General features: G+C 63.3%; 16 protein-coding genes and 1 tRNA gene. 7 read left to right on the forward strand and 10 right to left on the reverse strand.

Features of this window, described 5'->3' with window-relative positions; all coding sequences use genetic code 11:
• Positions 1-80: 80 nt before the first annotated feature.
• Together cls and ASD04_RS02860 are read left to right on the forward strand one after the other, a co-directional pair.
• On the forward strand, positions 81-1535 hold the full coding sequence (gene cls / locus ASD04_RS02855) for a cardiolipin synthase (RefSeq protein ID WP_056252179.1): 1455 nt from the start codon (positions 81-83) through the stop codon (positions 1533-1535).
• A gap of 12 nt (positions 1536-1547) precedes the next feature.
• Positions 1548-2264, forward strand: a complete 717-nt coding sequence (locus ASD04_RS02860) for an alanyl-tRNA editing protein (protein WP_056252181.1) — start codon at positions 1548-1550, stop codon at positions 2262-2264.
• 144 nt (positions 2265-2408) lie between these two features.
• On the opposite strand, the gene ASD04_RS02865 is transcribed toward ASD04_RS02860, so the two are convergent.
• The 5 genes from ASD04_RS02865 to ASD04_RS02885 form a co-directional block, all read right to left on the reverse strand.
• On the reverse strand, positions 2409-3440 hold the full coding sequence (locus tag ASD04_RS02865) for an amino acid ABC transporter substrate-binding protein (RefSeq protein WP_162245095.1): 1032 nt from the start codon (positions 3438-3440) through the stop codon (positions 2409-2411).
• A 189-nt stretch (positions 3441-3629) separates the two neighbouring features.
• Positions 3630-4427, reverse strand: a complete 798-nt coding sequence (locus tag ASD04_RS02870) for an amino acid ABC transporter ATP-binding protein (protein WP_056252187.1) — start codon at positions 4425-4427, stop codon at positions 3630-3632.
• A 5-nt stretch (positions 4428-4432) separates the two neighbouring features.
• Positions 4433-5530, reverse strand: coding sequence for an amino acid ABC transporter permease (locus ASD04_RS02875; protein ID WP_244488244.1), 1098 nt, complete (start codon positions 5528-5530; stop codon positions 4433-4435).
• A gap of 39 nt (positions 5531-5569) precedes the next feature.
• A complete protein-coding gene (locus tag ASD04_RS02880; protein ID WP_056252192.1) occupies positions 5570-7108 on the reverse strand; it encodes an ABC transporter permease subunit in 1539 nt (512 codons plus the stop codon).
• Between the two features lie 110 nt (positions 7109-7218).
• Positions 7219-8235 carry an amino acid ABC transporter substrate-binding protein gene (locus ASD04_RS02885; protein ID WP_056252196.1) on the reverse strand — a complete coding sequence of 339 codons (1017 nt, stop codon included), beginning with the start codon at positions 8233-8235 and terminating at the stop codon, positions 7219-7221.
• Positions 8236-8456: 221 nt separating this feature from the next.
• Here ASD04_RS02885 and metC point away from each other — a divergent pair, with 221 nt between their 5' ends.
• Entirely contained in the window at positions 8457-9644 is a 1188-nt protein-coding gene (metC, locus tag ASD04_RS02890; protein ID WP_056252201.1) for a cystathionine beta-lyase, read from the forward strand.
• Here the strand turns inward: metC and ASD04_RS02895 are convergent.
• Positions 9626-10363 carry a phosphatase PAP2 family protein gene (locus ASD04_RS02895; RefSeq protein WP_056252203.1) on the reverse strand — a complete coding sequence of 246 codons (738 nt, stop codon included), beginning with the start codon at positions 10361-10363 and terminating at the stop codon, positions 9626-9628. The two genes, metC and ASD04_RS02895, sit on opposite strands and share 19 nt — an antisense overlap.
• 103 nt (positions 10364-10466) lie before the next feature.
• On the opposite strand from ASD04_RS02895, the gene ASD04_RS02900 reads away from it, so the two are divergent.
• The 4 genes from ASD04_RS02900 (at position 10467) to ASD04_RS02915 (ending at position 12629) form a co-directional block, all read left to right on the forward strand.
• A tRNA-Pro gene (locus ASD04_RS02900) sits at positions 10467-10543 on the forward strand.
• Positions 10544-10584: 41 nt separating this feature from the next.
• Positions 10585-10890 (forward strand): ETC complex I subunit, encoded by a 306-nt coding sequence (locus ASD04_RS02905; protein ID WP_056252206.1) that lies wholly within the window; start codon positions 10585-10587, stop codon positions 10888-10890.
• A 72-nt stretch (positions 10891-10962) separates the two neighbouring features.
• A complete protein-coding gene (locus ASD04_RS02910; RefSeq protein ID WP_056252208.1) occupies positions 10963-11706 on the forward strand; it encodes a sulfite exporter TauE/SafE family protein in 744 nt (247 codons plus the stop codon).
• Between the two features lie 53 nt (positions 11707-11759).
• Complete coding sequence (locus ASD04_RS02915; RefSeq protein ID WP_056252211.1) at positions 11760-12629, forward strand: TraB/GumN family protein; 870 nt, start codon at positions 11760-11762, stop codon at positions 12627-12629.
• Between the two features lie 129 nt (positions 12630-12758).
• On the opposite strand, the gene ASD04_RS02920 is transcribed toward ASD04_RS02915, so the two are convergent.
• From ASD04_RS02920 to ASD04_RS02935, 4 genes are all read right to left on the reverse strand, one after another.
• On the reverse strand, positions 12759-13910 hold the full coding sequence (locus tag ASD04_RS02920; protein ID WP_056252213.1) for a Gfo/Idh/MocA family oxidoreductase: 1152 nt from the start codon (positions 13908-13910) through the stop codon (positions 12759-12761).
• Between the two features lie 43 nt (positions 13911-13953).
• Positions 13954-15009 carry a sugar phosphate isomerase/epimerase gene (locus tag ASD04_RS02925; RefSeq protein ID WP_056252216.1) on the reverse strand — a complete coding sequence of 352 codons (1056 nt, stop codon included), beginning with the start codon at positions 15007-15009 and terminating at the stop codon, positions 13954-13956.
• A 196-nt stretch (positions 15010-15205) separates the two neighbouring features.
• On the reverse strand, positions 15206-16345 hold the full coding sequence (locus ASD04_RS02930) for a Gfo/Idh/MocA family oxidoreductase (RefSeq protein WP_056252218.1): 1140 nt from the start codon (positions 16343-16345) through the stop codon (positions 15206-15208).
• A gap of 5 nt (positions 16346-16350) precedes the next feature.
• Positions 16351-17100 (reverse strand): sugar phosphate isomerase/epimerase, encoded by a 750-nt coding sequence (locus ASD04_RS02935; RefSeq protein WP_056252221.1) that lies wholly within the window; start codon positions 17098-17100, stop codon positions 16351-16353.
• Between the last annotated feature and the right edge of the window lie 52 nt (positions 17101-17152).

The following is a 17152-nucleotide window of genomic DNA, read 5'->3' on the forward strand; positions in this document are numbered from 1 at the left end:
CTCCCTCGAGGGAGAGGGAAAGGCGCCATTGTTCAAACGTGCCACGCTGATAGAGTGACGGCCTCACGACTCCGGGGCACATGTTGATCGGTATCGAGTATTATCTGGGTACGCTGCTGGCCGAGTTGCATATCGTGGCGGCCATCCTGGCGGCGATCTATGTGCTGGCCTTTGTCTGCGCAGTCCGCGAGATCATGAATTCGCGCACGTCGCAGGGGTCCATCGCCTGGATCCTGGCGCTGGCGCTGCTGCCCCTGCCCACCGTGCTGCTCTACCTGCTGTTCGGGTGGAAGGCGTTTGACGATTATGCCACCGACCGCATCCGCAATGGCCGCGCGGCGCGTCCTTTGCGCGCCAAGGACCTGGCGCTGATCGACCGGGAAACCAGCCACAGATGGCCGGTGCAGGTGAAGGTGTCGGAAGTGCCGTTTCTCAACGGCAACGATGTGGAACTGCTGGTGGATGGGCGGGCGACCTTCGACTCGATCTTCGAGGGCATTGCGCGGGCCAAGGAATACCTGCTGGTACAGTTCTACATCGTGCGGGACGATGCGCTGGGCCAGGAACTGGCGGAAAGGCTGATCGAGCGGGCCAATGCCGGGGTGAAGGTCTACCTGCTCTATGACGATATCGGCAGCACCGGGATGCCCAAACGCTACCGGGCCGAATTGCGCAAGGCCGGCATCAAGGTGGCGGGCTTCAACCAGCGGCACAAATTCCTGCGCGTCTATGGCCCGACGCGGATCAACTATCGCAACCACCGCAAGATCGTGGTGGTGGATGGCGAGCACGCCTGGGTAGGCGGGCACAATGTGGGCGTGGAATATCTCGGCGAGAACCAGCGCTTCGGGCGCTGGCGCGATACGCATGTGCGGGTTTCGGGACCGGCGGCCCTGGGGTGCGCGCTGCTGTTCCGCGAGGATTGGGAATGGGCGACCGGCGAGGAGCTGCCCGCGGTGCCGCCCGAGGACGTGGCGACGCCGGGCGACCAGCCGGTGCTGGTGATGGGGAGCGGGCCGGCGGACAAGCTGGAAGAATGCGCCATCGCCTTTACCGACATTATCGGGCGGGCGCGGGACCGCATCTGGATCGTCAGCCCGTATTTCGTGCCCGATACCGATATCCGCACGGCACTCTATGCGGCCAAGCTGCGGGGCGTGGATGTGCGGGTAATGCTGCCCAACGAGCCCGACCACAAGCTGGTGTGGCTCGCCAGCATCGCCCATGCTGACGCCATGATCGAGCATGGCGTTGCCATCTATCGCTACCAGGACGGGTTTCTGCACCAGAAGGTGGTGCTGATGGACGACCAGATCGCTTCCATCGGCAGCGTCAATTTCGACAACCGCTCCTTTGCCATCAATTTCGAGATCACGTTGTGGTTTGCCGACCAGCAGACCATCGCCAATGTCGAGACCATGCTGGTGGAGGATTTCAAGCTTTGCCGCCAGGTCGACATGACCGAGGTCAAGGGCCGCTCGCTGACCATGCGCTTCCTGACCCAGGCCGCGCGCCTGTTCTCCCCCCTGCTCTGAGATTTTTCTGCCATGACCGAATTCCTGTTCCGCGACGACAGCTATCTGCAATCGACTTCCGCCAAGGTGGTTGAAGTGACCGGGGACGGTGGTATCGTGCTCGACCGGACGGTGTTCTATGCCGCCTCGGGCGGGCAGCCGGGCGACAATGGGACGATCAGGCGGGCCGATGGGTCGGCCATAGCTATCGCGGCGGCCATTCATCCCGAGGGCGACAAGACGCGGATCGTGCATGTGCCGGCGGAGGGTCAGGGCACGGTGGCGGTGAGTGAGGCCGTGACGGCCGATATCGACTGGGCGCGGCGCTATCGGCTGATGCGGATGCACACGGCCTTGCACCTGCTGTCGGTGGTGTTTGCCTTCCCGGTGACGGGCGGCTCGGTGGGCGAGGACAAGGGGCGCCTCGATTTCGACATGCCCGAAGTGCCCGAGGACCTGCCGGCGCTGGAAGCGGCGCTCAATGGACTAGTGGCGGGCGATCATGCGGTGACGCAGGAATGGATCACCGATGCCGAAATGGCTGCCAATCCGGACCTGATCAAGACGATGAATGTGAAACCGCCAATGGGCCAGGGCCGCGTACGGCTGATCCGCATCGGCGACGTGGATTTGCAGCCCTGCGGCGGCACGCATGTCAGAAATACGCAGGAAATCGGCAGGCTTGCCCTCGGCAAGATCGAGAAAAAGGGCAAGCAGAACCGGCGCGTGAGCGTGGTTTTCGTGGAGTAAATGAACTCGCAACCGTCTCCTGACTCGCGGAGAGATACCCCCACCCTGCTCGATTCAACGGACTTAGCTGACGCTAAGTCCTATCTCGCTTCCCTCCCCAAAAGGGGGAGGGTGGCAGACTGAGAGCCTCGTGTAGGGCTCAAGTCAGCGCACCGGCGGGGCGTAGAGCTGGCCGCCATTGGTCCAGAGGGCATTCTGGCCGCGCAGCAGGGCCGCACCGGTTTGCGGACCGAAATGGCGGTCGTAGAGCTCGCCGTAATTGCCGACGGCGCGCAGTACATCAGCCATGAAGGACGGCCTCAACCCGAGCGCGGTGCCGAAATCGCCCTCGACGCCGAGGATACGGCGCACGGCCGGGGTGCGGGCGGCGAGCAGGGAATCGACATTGGCCTGGGTGATGCCGACTTCCTCGGCATTGATCAGGGTAAACAGGGTCCAGCGGACGATGTCGAACCACTGCGTGTCGCCCTCGCGGACCACGGGGCCGAGCAATTCCTTGGAGATGCGCTCGGGCAGGATGCGGTGGGCGGAAGGGTCGGGCAGCGCGCGGCGGATAGCCTGGAGCTGGCGGCCAGAGGCGGAAACGGCCTGGCACAGGCCAGCCTGGTAGGCCACGGCCAGATCGGCGACATCCTCGTAGGGGACCTCGGTATAGCTGGCCTGGTTGACGAAGAAGAATTCCTGGATGCGCTCCAGTTCCTCGCCCCCATCGATGACGCAGACGCTGACATTGTCGAGTTCGAAGGCGGAAACGGCGCCGAGCGCCTGCGGCACGAGGAAGGCCTGGCCATCGAAGAAGGCAGTGCCGACATAGGCGGCGCCATAGAGGGTGTCGCGGCGCTCGGTCCAGGGGCCGTTGCGGGTCAGCACGTCGACCATGCCGGTCTGCAGCGGCGCGAAGCGGGTTTCGCCGCGCAAGGCCCGGAACTCGATCTTTTCGGGATCGCCGAATACGGCGGCGGCGATGCCCCGGCAGAGATCGACGTCAAAGCCCGACCAGCGGCCCTGGGCGTCCTGCTGGGCAAAACCGGGCAGCGGATTGGTGGCGCCGCATATCAGGAAGCCGCGCTCGCGCACGGCATCGAGGGTCTGGGCGGCAGCCGGAGCGACGGCGAGCGTCAGCGCGCAGGCAAAGCCTGCTGCCAAAGACAGCAATCGCTTGAAAAATCTGCTCAAAACCGGCGGCTTCCCTTGCCTTCTCGCCACATATTGGCAGGCCGGGAGGCAGGGTCAAGCCGGAGGGCGGATTGCCTGTGCATAGAAGGCACCGGGTATGCGGGACACCTGGGCCATTCGGGCATAGCCCTCATGGCCTAGGACCCTAAAATCGCGCCACCGGCGCGATTTTACCCTGTGGGCCGGCTCCTAGTGCAGTATCTGGCTGAGGAAGAGCTTGGTGCGCTCGTGCTGCGGGTTGGAGAAGAAGGCCTCGGGCTCGTTCTGCTCGATGATCTGACCCTGATCCATGAAGATGACGCGATTGGCCACCTGGCGCGCAAAGCCCATTTCGTGGGTCACGCAGAGCATGGTCATGCCGTCTTCGGCCAGGGAGATCATCACTTCGAGCACTTCCTTGACCATTTCGGGGTCGAGGGCCGAGGTCGGTTCATCGAACAGCATGATGCGCGGCTGCATGCAGAGCGAACGCGCGATGGCAACGCGCTGCTGCTGGCCGCCCGAAAGCTGGCCGGGGAACTTGTTGGCCTGCTCGGGAATCTTGACCCGCTCGAGATAGTGCATGGCGGTCGCCTCGGCCTCGGCCTTGGGAATGCCGCGCACCCAGATCGGGGCGAGCGTGAGGTTCTGCAGAATGGTCAGATGCGGGAAGAGGTTGAAGTGCTGGAACACCATGCCCACTTCGCGGCGCACCTCGTCGATGCGCTTGAGGTCAGCGGTCAGCTCGGTGCCATTGACGATGATCTGGCCTTCCTGATGCTCTTCCAGCCGGTTGATGCAGCGGATGAGCGTCGACTTGCCGGAGCCCGAGGGGCCGGCGATGACGATGCGCTCGCCCTCCATCACCTTGAGGTTGATGTCGCGCAGCACATGGAAGTCGGCATACCACTTGTGCATGCCGATAACCTCGATGGCCACGTTGGTATCGGAAATCTGCATTGTAGAGCGCGCGGTTGGCGCGCCGGTAGTTTCGGAAACCTGAGACATTGGAACTACCTCTTGTAGCCAGTATTGAGACGGCGCTCCATGAAGATGGAATAGCGCGACATGCTGAAGCAGAAGACCCAGAACACCATGGCGGCGAACAGGTAGCCGGTGGTGGCCGTATTGGCGGACTGCCATTCGAGCGCGGTATCGTTCTTGGTCTTTACCGCTTCGAGCAGGTCTTTCATGCCCACGATGTAGACGAGCGATGTATCCTTGAAGAGCGCGATGAAGCTGTTCACGATGCCCGGAATCACATGCTTGAGGGCCTGGGGCAGGATGATGAAATACATCCGCTGCCAGTAACTGAGACCGAGCGACGCACCCGCCTCATATTGCCCGCGTGGGATGGCCTGGAGGCCACCGCGCACCACTTCGGCCATATAGGCAGAGGTGAACAGCGTCACCCCGACAAGGGCACGCAGGAATTTGTCGATGGTCATGCCCTGGGGCATGAACAACGGCAGCATGATCGACGCCATGAACAGCACGCTGATCAGCGGCACGGCGCGAACCAGCTCGATGAAGCCGATGCAGAGTGTCTTGATCACAGGCATCTTGGATTGCCGCCCCAGCGCCAGGATGATGCCCAGCGGGAAGGACAGGGTAATGCCGACCACCGAAATGATGAGGGTGACCAAGAGGCCGCCCCACTTCTCCGTCGGGATCGGCATGAGACCGAAGACCCCGCCGGCCAGCAGGAAATAGCTGACCACCGGATAGGCGAAGAGGAACAGCACGGCATTGGTGCGCTTGAACGGCACTTTGGGGATCAGCAGCGGAATGAGCAAAGCCGCGCCGAGGGCGAAGACGATGTTGGGACGCCACTGCTGGGGGATGTCGTAGAAGCCGTAGATGAAGAATTCCATCTCGCTGCTGATATAGGCCCAGCAGGCGCCGGCATTCTCCATGCGACATTCCTCGACCGTCCCCGAGGGGCCGACCGCGTGGCCGATGAAGAAGTTGTAGAGCGGCGGGACGATCCAGAGGAGGAAGACGACGCCCAGCACCGTGAGCACGCCATCGAGGGGTGTGGCGAACAGGTTCTTCTGCGCCCAGGCAATCGCACCACTGGTGCGATTTGGCGCGGGCTTGGCATCAACCATGTCTGCACGAACGAATCCGATATCGGTCATGGCGGGCTCCTACCTTTCCACCAGACTGACGCGGGCGTTGTACCAATTCATGATCAACGAGGTCAGCAACGAAAAGATGAGATAGACCAGCATGGTCAGCGCGATACATTCGATGGCGCGTCCGGTCTGATTGAGGGCCGTCCCTGCGAAGACGTTGACCAACTCGGGATAGCCGATGGCGGCGCCGAGCGAGGAGTTCTTCGTGAGGTTGAGATACTGGCTGGTCAGCGGCGGGATGATGACCCGCATGGCCTGGGGTACGATGACCAGCCGCAGCCGGTCCCCTTCCTTGAGGCCAAGCGACTGGGCCGCTTCGGTCTGACCCTTGTTGACGGCCTGGATGCCGGCCCGCACCGTTTCGGCGATGAAGGACGCCGTGTAGATGGTGAGGCCGAAGGCGAGCGCGACAAATTCAGGCGGCAATTGCAGACCACCAACGAAATTAAAGCGCTGCAGGACCGGAACTTCAAAGGCCAGTGTCGCGCCACTCAGCCAATAGACCAGGGCCGGCGCGCCAATCACGATCACCGCCATCAGTGCCAGGGGAAAGCGCGCCTCGCTGGGCGGGCGTTCCAGCGCGCCGGTATAGACGACACGGGCGATGACCAGTGCGACGGCCGCGCCCAGCACGGTGACGAAGAGCGAGGGCAACCAGGAGAACATGCTGCCCAGCGCCGTATCGAGCACCAGGAAGGCAATGACGAAGCTCAGCACGCCCCGCGTCAGCGCCGCAAAGCGCGTGACCGACAAGGCAGCCAGCAAGACAGCCAGGATCGCCGCCAGCACGGGTGCATTGGAGATCGGAAAGATCACCGCGAACAGCACCAGCAGTGCAGCAAAGGCAATGAGGAAGGTGACGAAAGCATCGGCAGCTTTACCGGCCAGCACGACCTGGCGCGGATAATGGCCGGTCAGCGTGCGGGTGCGCATCGCCCAGACACTCAAGGCGGTCGCCACCACGACGGCAATGCCGAAGGTGATCATGACCCAGGCGAATTCCTGGTCCGGCGTCGGCCGCGGCACCATCAGGCCGCGCTGGTTGATGAAGATGTCAAAGGGCAGAGCCAGTGACTCGCGCACGGCCGGCATGGCCTTGAGCACCGCGAAGTACCAGAAGAACAGTTGCAGCAGCAGCGGGATGTTACGGATGGTCTCGATATAGACCGTGGCAAGGCGCGAAATGATGAAATTGCTGGAGAGGCGCGCAATACCAAGCGTAAAGCCCAGCATGGTCGCCAGGATGATGCCGATGAAGGCAACCAGCAGCGTGTTGGTGATGCCGACAAGAAAGGCTTCCCAATAAAAGGACCCGCGCGACCAGGGCAGCAGGGAGAAGCTGATGTCGAATCCGGCGGTCTTCCAGAGGAAATCGAAGCCGGTGGTCTTGTTCTGTGCGGCAAGGTTGGCTGCGGTATTGCCGACGATCCAGGCAATGAAGCCAACGAGCAGGCCGGCCACGACGACCTGGTAGATGATGCCGCGGATCACCGGGTCGTTGAAAAACGAAACCCTGGGGGCCGCAGCGCGCCCCGTATCAAGTGTGGTCATGTGAAAGATGTCCCCAAGCCATGCCGACCGCTCCACGCGCCACCCGGGGGCGACGGACAACGGAACAAAAGCACCCGGCGCCCCACAAGGGAGCGCCGGGCCTGTTCAGCTTAGCGGATCGGCGCGGCGTACTGGATGCCGCCATCTTTCCACAGCGCGTTCAGGCCGCGCTCCAGCCCGATCGGGGTGGCGGGACCGACGTTGCGGTCATAGGTCTCGGCGTAGTTACCGACCAGCTTGATGATCTGGTAAGCCCAGTCCTTGGTCAGGCCGAGCGGCGTACCGAAATCGCCTTCAACGCCGAGAAGGCGCTTGATGGCCGGGTTGTCCGAGCCGAGCATCTCATCGACATTGGCCTGCGAGACGCCGAGTTCTTCGGCTTCGAGCAGAGCGAAATAGGTCCAGCGAGCGATGTTGAACCAAGTGGTGTCACCGGCGCGGACCACGGGGCCAAGGGGCTCCTTGGAGATGATTTCCGGCAGAATGATGTGGTCATCGGGGTTGGCGAACTTGGAGCGCTCGGCCGCAAGAGCCGAGGAGTCCGTGGTGTACACGTCGCAACGGCCGTCTTCGTAGGCCTTCACGACTTCGTCCTGGTCGACGAACACCACGGTATTGAATTCGAGGTTGTTGGCGGCGAAGTAGTCGGCCGCGTTCAGCTCGGTGGTGGTGCCCGATTCGATGCAGATGGCGGCGCCGCTGAGGTCGAGAGCGGAAGCAATGCCATCGGCCTTGCGAACCATGAAGCCCTGGCCGTCATAGAACATAGTGCCGACGAAGCTGATGCCGAGCTGGGTATCGCGGCTCATGGTCCAGGTGGTGGTGCGCGACAGCACGTCGATTTCACCGGCCGAAAGGGCGGTGAAGCGTTCCTGGCTGGTCAGCGAGGTGAAGCGGACGGCATCGGCATCATTGAAGATCGCAGCGGCCAGCGCGCGGCAGTAGTCGACTTCGATACCGGTCCAGACGTTGTTCGAATCGGGGGCGGAGAAGCCCGGCACACCGCCGGTCACGCCACACTGAACATAGCCCTTGGCCTTCACGTCATCGAGGATGTCTGCCTGTGCCGTCGTCGCGACGAGGCCGAGCGAGGCCGCGAGAGCGATCGTTACGAGCGTTTTTTGCATTGTATTGCCTTTTTTGTTTCCTGACCCTGTCCCGGAGCTCATCAGGCTTGCGCCAGCGTCTCCGGTTGCACCACCGCCTTTAATGGCGGTTGTGATGCTGTTAAGCATGCAAGCGTCTATTGACCGTTGCGTCAAGGGCTGATGGCAGCTTGGGACAGTAAAGCTGTCTCTTAATTAGCCACACACCGCGAAATGATCCTATTTTAAGCACCGAGCCTGGCATGAATGACAACAAAAACGGCAGCATTTCCGGCCATTCCATCGAAACGATACTGACTCACGCGGGCCGGAAGCCCGAAGAGCAGTTCGGCTTTGTCAATACCCCGGTCTATCGGGGTTCGACCGTACTGTTCAAAACGCTCGACGATATCGAGGCCCAGCAACAGCGCTATCTCTATGGCCGGGCCGGCAACCCGACGACCGACGGTGTCGAGGCGATCGTCACCCAGCTCGAAGGTGCCTATCGCACGCGGCTGGTGCCGTCCGGATTGGCCGCCATCACCATCGCGCTGCTGAGCTGCGTCAAGGCGGGCGACGACATCCTGGTCAGCGACAGCGCCTATGAGCCGGGACGCGTGTTCAGCGACGGGTTCCTGGCGCGCATGGGCGTGGCGACGCGCTACTATGACCCGCGGATCGGCGCGGGACTGGCGGAGTTGATGCGGCCCAATACGCGGGCGGTGCTGGCCGAGAGCCCGGGCTCACTGACGTTCGAGGTGCAGGATATTCCGGCGCTGGCCAAGGCCGCCCATGCCGGCGGCGCCCGGCTGGTGGTCGACAATAGCTGGGCCAGCCCGCTCTACCACCAGCCATTGGCACTGGGCGCGGACCTGGTGGTGCATGCCGGCACCAAGATGTTCGTGGGCCATTCGGACGCCTTTGCGGGGACGATTTCGACCACCGAGGAAGCCTGGGCCGAGGTGGAGCGCACACGGGCACATCTGGGCGTCTTCACCGCCGGGGATGAGGCCTTTCTCGTGGCGCGAGGCCTGCGCACGCTGGCGATCCGCATGAAGGAACATCAGGATCGGGCGCTGGAGATCGCCCGCTGGCTGGAAGGGCAGGAGGAGGTGGGGCAGGTGTTGCACCCGGCCCTCCCGAGCCACCCCGATCATGCGCTGTGGGAGCGCGATTTTACCGGGTCGGGCAGCCTTTTCAGCGTGTTGCTGGCCCCTGCCCCGCGCGCCTCGGTGGCCGCCTTCGTCGACGGGTTGGGCTTGTTCACGATGGGCTATTCGTGGGGCGGCTATGAGAGCCTCTGCATTCCCGTAAAGCTGGGCAAGAACCGCACGGCCAGGCCCTGGACCGCCGACGGAAACCTGTTCCGGCTGCATATCGGGCTGGAGGGTGTCGACGACCTCAAGGCCGACCTCAAGGCGGCCATCGAGCGTTATGCGCGAACGCGCTGAAATGCGCGCCTGAGGGCGGCGAGTTGGCGACGCACGATTCGGCCATTGGGGCGCCTCTCGAACAGCCAGCGACGGCGGGCGAACAGGTTGCGTACCAGGTAAGCGCCCAGCATGCCAACAATCAGGCCGCCGAAAACATCGGTGGGATAGTGCATGCCCACCGGCACGCGCGACAGGCCCACCACGGCGCCGACGACGAAAAACACTGGAAACAGGCGCGGCCACAGGAAGCCGATGACGAAGGCCAGGGCAATGGCCGTGGTGGTGTGGCCGGAGGGAAAGCTCTGGAACTGCCAGTCGTTGAAGATATTCTGGAACGAGAAGGCGCCGGAAACCTCGAATTCGCTAGGGCGGCTGCGGCCGACGAGGCGCTTGAGCAGATTGGCGATGAGCCCCGGCACGCCGACGCCGAGAAAGACGAAGGCGGACAGCATGGCCACTTCGATGGCGGCAAGACGGGACAGGCGTTTCAGCAGTAGCACGGCCAGCATGGCGAGGATGAACACCGCCAGCGATGGGATGAGCACCCAGTCCGACAGGCCGTAATCGGTGATAAAAAAGAACGGGGCGCGCCACTGATCGGGCCAGCCGATAGCGCCGCGCGAGGCCCAGACATCGAGTTGCGACAGCAGCGCGATGCCGAGCACGACGCCAAGGCAGAATAGCGGCCAGCGCCGGGCGTCGAGGCCCAGTGGCCAGGGCTTGGTAAGATCGGTCATGCCGATGTTTTTGCAGGGCGATGCCCCCCGGCGTCAATAGTGCGGGTGGGTGCATCGGCTGCTTGCCCTTTGGAACCGAACACGGTAACGGAATGGGCGATCTCGGAGTGTAGCTCAGCCTGGTAGAGCACCGGTTTTGGGAACCGGGGGTCCAAAGTTCGAATCTTTGTACTCCGACCATCGCATCTGAAGCGTTTAGCGCATCGTGTTGAGGACCTTGCATGACCGCCCGTATCTACCGCCCGGCCCGTAACGCCATGCAGTCGGGAAAAGGGAAATCCAGGAACTGGGTGCTGGTTCACGAACTGGCCGAGTCCAAGCAGATCGACCCGCTGATGGGCTATACGACGTCGGGCGATACCCGCCAGCAGGTGCGCCTCAGCTTCGAGACGCAGGAAGAAGCGGAAGCCTATGCGCAGAAGAATGGCATCGCCTATTCGGTGCAGCCGGCCCATGACGCCACGCCCAAGCGCGTGAGCTATCCTGACAATTTCAGATCCGACCGCAAGACTCCCTGGACGCATTGACGCCCGCTTCCGGCAAAGAATCCGTAATGCGCTGCAAGTGATTGTGGCGCATTTGCTTTTTGGGAGATGCGCATGGACACCGCCCTGCTGATCATACTAGCCGGTGCCGCCGCTGCCGGATTTGCGCAGGGGGTGTCCGGCTTTGCGTTTTCGCTGGTGGCTTTATCGGTATGGGCCTGGGCGGTGGAGCCGCAGCTGGCGGCGCCGATGTCGGTGTTTGGCGCATTGGTGGGTCAGCTTGTCGCCCTGCCCTGGGTGTGGCGCGGCTTCGAGCTGCGCAAGCTGCTGCCGCTGGTGGTGGGCGGGCTGATCGGCGTGCCGCTGGGTGCGGTGCTGCTGCAGTGGCTGGATCCGACGCTGTTCCGCTTTGCCCTGGGCGTGTTCCTGCTCATCTATTGCCCGCTGATGCTGCTGCTGCCGGCCGATTTCAGTTGGCCACATGGCGGGCGCATCGCCGATGGCGTCGCGGGCTTTGCCGGCGGGGTGTTGGGCGGGTTGGCCGGAATTTCCGGGCCGGTACCGACGCTGTGGACCACCTTGCGCGGCTGGGACAAGGACACGCAGCGCGGTGTGCTGCAGGCCTTCAACATCGCCATGCATGTGGCAACGCTGACGGCTTACACGCTGTCGGGCTCGATCACCGGTGAGGCGCTGGTGATGTTCGCCTGGATCACCCCGGCGCTTTCTATTCCGGCGGTGCTGGGCGTATTGCTGTTCCGACGGCTGGCAACGCGGACCTTCCGCCGGCTGATCCTGCTGCTGCTCCTGGTGTCGGGTGCGACGCTGGTCTGGGGTAGTGTTGCCGCCTGGCTCTAGCCTTTGACAGCGAACACCCTATCTTTGGAGCGGCCGACACCGAGGAATCGCCGATGAAGCTGCCCGCTCGCTGCCTGCTCCCCGCCCTTGCCGCCCTTGGCCTCACCACCCTGCCCGCACTGGCCGAGCCGGCAATGTGGGAGATACGCGACAATGACAGTGCCATATGGCTGTTCGGCTCTTTCCATATACTGCCCGCAGGGACCGCATGGCGCAGCGACTTGTTCGACACCATCCTTGCTCACGCCGAAACGGTGGTGCTCGAGACCGATATCCGTCCGGCGGCGGCAGCGCAGGTGGGTGCGGAGGCCTATGTGCGCGGCATCTATGTCGACGGCACCATGCTGACCGACGTGCTGGGCGAGACGGTGGAGGCGCAGTTGCGCGCCAAGGCCGCCGACATCAACATGCCTGTGGGCATGGTGCAGGCCATGCGGCCGTGGCTGGCGGCCAATACGATCACCGTGCAGGCCATGGCCGGCAAGGGCCTCGCCACCGACGGTGTCGAGCTTCAGTTGCTGGCCGACCTAGCCGGCGAGCGGCTGGGCTTTCTCGAAACGGGCGAACAGCAGCTCGACGTGCTCGCGGGCGCGCCGGATGACGAACAGATCGCCATGCTGGTGGCGACGCTGGAGCAATTGGACACACTGCCCAAGCTGATGGACAAGATGCTGGCAAGCTGGCTCGGCGGTACGCCGGATCGGCTGACCGACGTGTTCCTGACCGGCATGGGCGGCTTCGAAGAGGCGTTCCTGGAGCGGCTGATCTATGCGCGCAACCGCAACTGGATGCCGCCACTGGAAGCCATGCTGGCCGACAACAGCGAGAACCTGGTGATTGTGGGCGCCGCGCATCTGGTGGGCGATGGCAGCGTGCTCGATCTGCTGGACAATGCGGGGTATGAGGTCAGGCGGATTCAGTAGGTTACCGAACCTCTCCCCGAATTGAGAGGTTGGTCTGTCTTCGAGGGCCTTTCCCAGGCACCTCACACGGTAAAGGCCCCCTCACCCGGCCTTCGGCCGACCTCTCCCCCGAAGGGAGAGGTGAAGAGCTCACACCTCGCTGAGCCGCGTCCACTTGCCATCGTTCTTGCTCGACTGCACCGAGGCGGTGATGAACTGCATGCCTTCGACGCCGTCGGCCAGGGTGGGCAGCAGGCCTTCATAGGCGGCGCCGTCGCCGCGGATGATGGCGGCGAACTGGCTGTAGAGCGTGGCGAAGGCTTCCAGATACCCTTCGGGGTGGCCGGAGGGGATGCGGACATTCATGGTTGAGGCGGCATTGCCGGAAATGGCGCCGCCGCGCGTGAAAAGCTGCTTGGGTTTGCCGAATTCGGTGAACCACATGTAGTTGGGATTGTCCTGGCGCCATTCGAGACCGCCCTTGTCGCCGTAGACACGGAGCTGCAGGCCGTTTTCGTTGCCGACGGCGACCTGGCTGGCCCAGAGCATGCCCCTGGCGCCGCCTTCGAAGCGCAGCAGGATGTGGACATTGTCGTCGAGCTGGCGGCCCGGCACGAAGCTGGTGAGATCGGCCGAGACAGAATCGGTCTTGAGGCCGGTGACGAAGCGGGCGAGGTTATAGGCATGGGTGCCGATATCGCCGATGGCCCCGCCGGCGCCGGAGCGGGCTGGATCGGTGCGCCAGGAGGCCTGCTTGTTGTCTGCGTCGGCGGCTTCGGTGAGCCAATCCTGCGGATATTCCACCTGGATGACGCGAATCTTCCCGAGGCGGCCAGATTCGACCATTTCGCGGGCCTGCCGGATCAGGGGGAAGCCGGTGTAGTTGTGGGTCAGCAGGAAGCGGGCGCCATTGGCGGGCTTGATCGCTGCAAGCTTGCGGGCATCTTCCAATGTGCTGGTGATCGGCTTGTCGCAAATCACGTGAATGCCGGCTTCGAGGAAGGCCTTGGCCGGACCATAGTGCATGTGGTTGGGCGTGACGATCGACACGGCCTGGATGCCATCGGGGCGGGCCGCTTCGGCGCGGGCCATGTCCTCGTAGGAGGTGTAGATGCGGTCTTCGGCCAGGCCGATATTGCGACCGGATTCCTTGGCCACGTCGGGGCGCGACGACAGGGCGCCGGCCACCAGGTCGTAGTCCCCGTCGATGCGGGACGCGACGCGGTGAACGTAGCCTATGAAGGCTCCGGTGCCGCCGCCGACCATGCCCAGGCGAATGCGCTTTGCGCCGTTTTCAGCCATTGATGCCTCCTTGAACTGCTGTGTTACGCCGCTGCGTTAAAGGCTAGCTCAGCCCCAGGATCTTCCGATTTGCCGCGGCGTCCGTGCCCGACGAGGCGAAGTCGTCGAAGGCGTGTTCGGTGACGCGGATGATGTGGTTCTTGATGAATTCGGCGCCTTCGCGCGCACCGTCCTCGGGATGCTTGATGGCACATTCCCATTCGAGCACGGCCCAACCGGCAAAGTCGTATTGCGCCATCTTGGAGAAGATCGAGGCGAAATCGACCTGGCCGTCGCCCAGCGAGCGGAAGCGCCCTGCCCGGTTGATCCAGCTCTGGTATCCGCCATAGACGCCCTGGCGGCCGGTCGGATTGAACTCGGCGTCCTTGACATGGAACATCTTGATCCGCTCGTGGTAGATGTCGATGTAGTCGAGATAATCGAGCTGCTGCAGCACGAAGTGGCTGGGATCGTAGAGCAGATTGGCGCGCGGGTGGTTCTTCACCCGATCGAGGAACATCTCGTAGGTGACGCCGTCATGCAGGTCCTCGCCGGGATGAATCTCGTAGCAGACGTCGACGCCGTTTTCGTCGAAGGCATTGAGGATGGGGGTCCAGCGGCGGGCCAGTTCGTCGAAGGCCTCTTCGACGAGGCCTGCCGGGCGCTGCGGGAACGGATAGAGGAACGGCCAGGCCAGTGCGCCCGAGAAGGTCGCGTGTTCGGTGAGGCCCAGATTCTTCGATGCCTTTGCCGCCCAGTTGAGCTGCTGCACCGCCCATTCCTGGCGGGCCTTGGGGTTGCCGTGGACCGATGCCGGGGCGAAGCCATCGAGCATGGTGTCATAGACCGGGTGAGCGGCGACGAGCTGGCCCTGCAGGTGGGTCGACAGCTCGGTTATGGCAATGCCATGTTTGGCGGCGGTGCCGGCCAGTTCATCGGCATAGGTCTTGGAGGTGGCGGCTTTTTCCAGGTCGATCAGGCTGCCGACCCAGGTCGGGATCTGCACGCCCTTGTAGCCGTAATTGGCGGCCCAGCTGCAGATGGCGTCGAAGGAATTGAACGGCGCCGCGTCGCCCGCGAACTGCGCCAGAAAAATAGCCGGCCCCTTGATGGTGCGCATATCGTTTCTCCCTATTGGCGCCTGGCGCCTCAGCTTGTACCGCTTGAAACAGCAGACCTCACCCTGAGCTTGTCGAAGGGCGAGGTCGTGGCACCATCCGGGCACGACCTTGTGGTTCGACAGGCTCACCACGAGGTCTACTTTGGATCACATTGTTCGACAGGCCCATAGGCCTGTCAATGAGGTACGCACCTCATTACTTCAGCAGGGCCTGGGCTTCTGCCGGGGTGAGTGCCTTGGGGCGCTCGCAGGTGGTCGACAGCGTCAGCACCTGGCCGCTTTCACCGGCCTTGAGCAGGCTGGTCATCACGTCCACGGCATGCAGCGCCACATCGAGGCCACAGCGGGCAGTGTAGCCGCCGTCGATGGACGCCATCATGTCGGCAAGGCCGGCCGCGCGATAGTTGGCGCGCGGATGTTCCTTGTCGAGGTCCTGGTTGGCCTTGCCGAAGGGGTGATCCCACGGGGTGACCTTGCTGCGCTCGCCGGCAATGTTGGCCGTGACCAGATCGCCGCCGAAGAAGTTCGGATCGGGCACGAAGATGGAGCCATCGGTGCCGTACAGCTCGATATTGTGGTGGCCATGCGCCGCCACGTCCCAGCTCGCACCCATAGTGATGATGGCGCCGGAGACGAATTCGAGCACGCCATGAATGGTGGTGGGGGTGCCGACCTTGACGAAAGTGCCCTTATAGGGGCCTTCGGCGGTCACTTCGCGCTCAGTGCGGGCCATGTTGGTGAAGGCCGACAGGCGCTTGACCGGGCCCAGCAGGTGGATCAGGTCGGTGACGTAATAGGGGCCGAGATCGAGGATGGGGCCTGCGCCGGGCTGGAAGAAAAAGTCCGGATTGGGATGCCAGTGTTCCATGCCGCGGCTCATGACGTGGGTGGTGCCGCTCATGATCTTGCCGAGCTTGCCGCTGTCGATGATGTCGCGGGCCTGCTGGTGCGCGCCGCCGAGGAAGGTATCGGGGGCCGAGCCGACCTTGAGGCCACGGTCATCGGCGGCCTTTTTCAGCGCCATACCCTCTTCGAGGCTGAGCACGAAGGGCTTTTCGGAATAGGCATGCTTGCCTGCCGAGACGATATCCATCGACACCGCATAGTGGGTGGCCGGGATCGTCAGGTTCACGATAACGTCGATTTCGCTGTTCTTGAGCAACTCGTCGGGCGTCTGCGCCTTGACGCCGAATTCCTCGGCGCGCTTCTGCGCGGCGGCCGGCAGGATATCGGCGACGGCGCGCACCTCGAGCCCCTTGAACAGGGGCGCGAGGCGCAGATAGGCGCTGGAGATGTTGCCGGCACCCATGATGCCGACGCCAAAAGTCTTGGCCATTTGGATTACTTCCACTTCTTTGCAGCGGCGATGGAGCGCGTTGCGAAGCGCACCGCATCGGAGGGCTTGTCATGCTCGGCGACGAAATACTGCGCCTTGGTCTTGGCCTCGACCTTGCCGATCAGGTTGTCCCAATCGAGCACGCCATGGCCGACATCGGCCCAGCCGTCTTCATCGAGGTTCTGCCCGGCTGGGGCGATATCCTTGACGTGGACGGCGGTGATGCGGCTGCCATAGCGGTCGAACCAGGCGATCGGGTCGGCCTTGCCGCGCACCACCCAGGCCACGTCGCATTCCCATTCGATATTGGGCGCGGTTTCGAGGATGATTTCCATCGGCGTGCGACCGGAGCTGGTCGCCTTGAATTCGAAATCGTGGTTGTGCCAGCCGAAGCCGTAGCCTTCCCTGGTATAGGTCTCGGCGGCCTTGGCCAGCGTTTCGGCCAGTTCGAGCCACTTGGACTCGTCCTCGCTGCGACCCTCGGGCCCGATATGGGGGACGATGATCTTCTTCATGCCGAGGGTTTCGGCGGTCTTGAGCGTGGTGGACACGTCGGCGACCTGCGCCGGGCCGAAATGGCCGGTCGGCATGGTGAGGCCGTTCTTCTTGAGGTTGGCGGCAAGGCCGGCGGCATCGGCATAGAGCCCGCCGAAGCCTTCGGTCTGGGTGTATCCGAGCGAACCCAGGGTGACGAGGAAATCGGCGAGCGAGGGAACATTGCGGGCGCTGTAGAGCTGGAATGACAGTTCGGTCATCGTGGCCTCTTTTGGAACGTTAGAATGGACAGGTGGCATCGGATTGGCGATG

It is taken from the genome of Devosia sp. Root436 (assembly GCF_001426345.1).
In the GTDB taxonomy this organism is placed as follows: Bacteria; Pseudomonadota; Alphaproteobacteria; order Rhizobiales; family Devosiaceae; genus Devosia.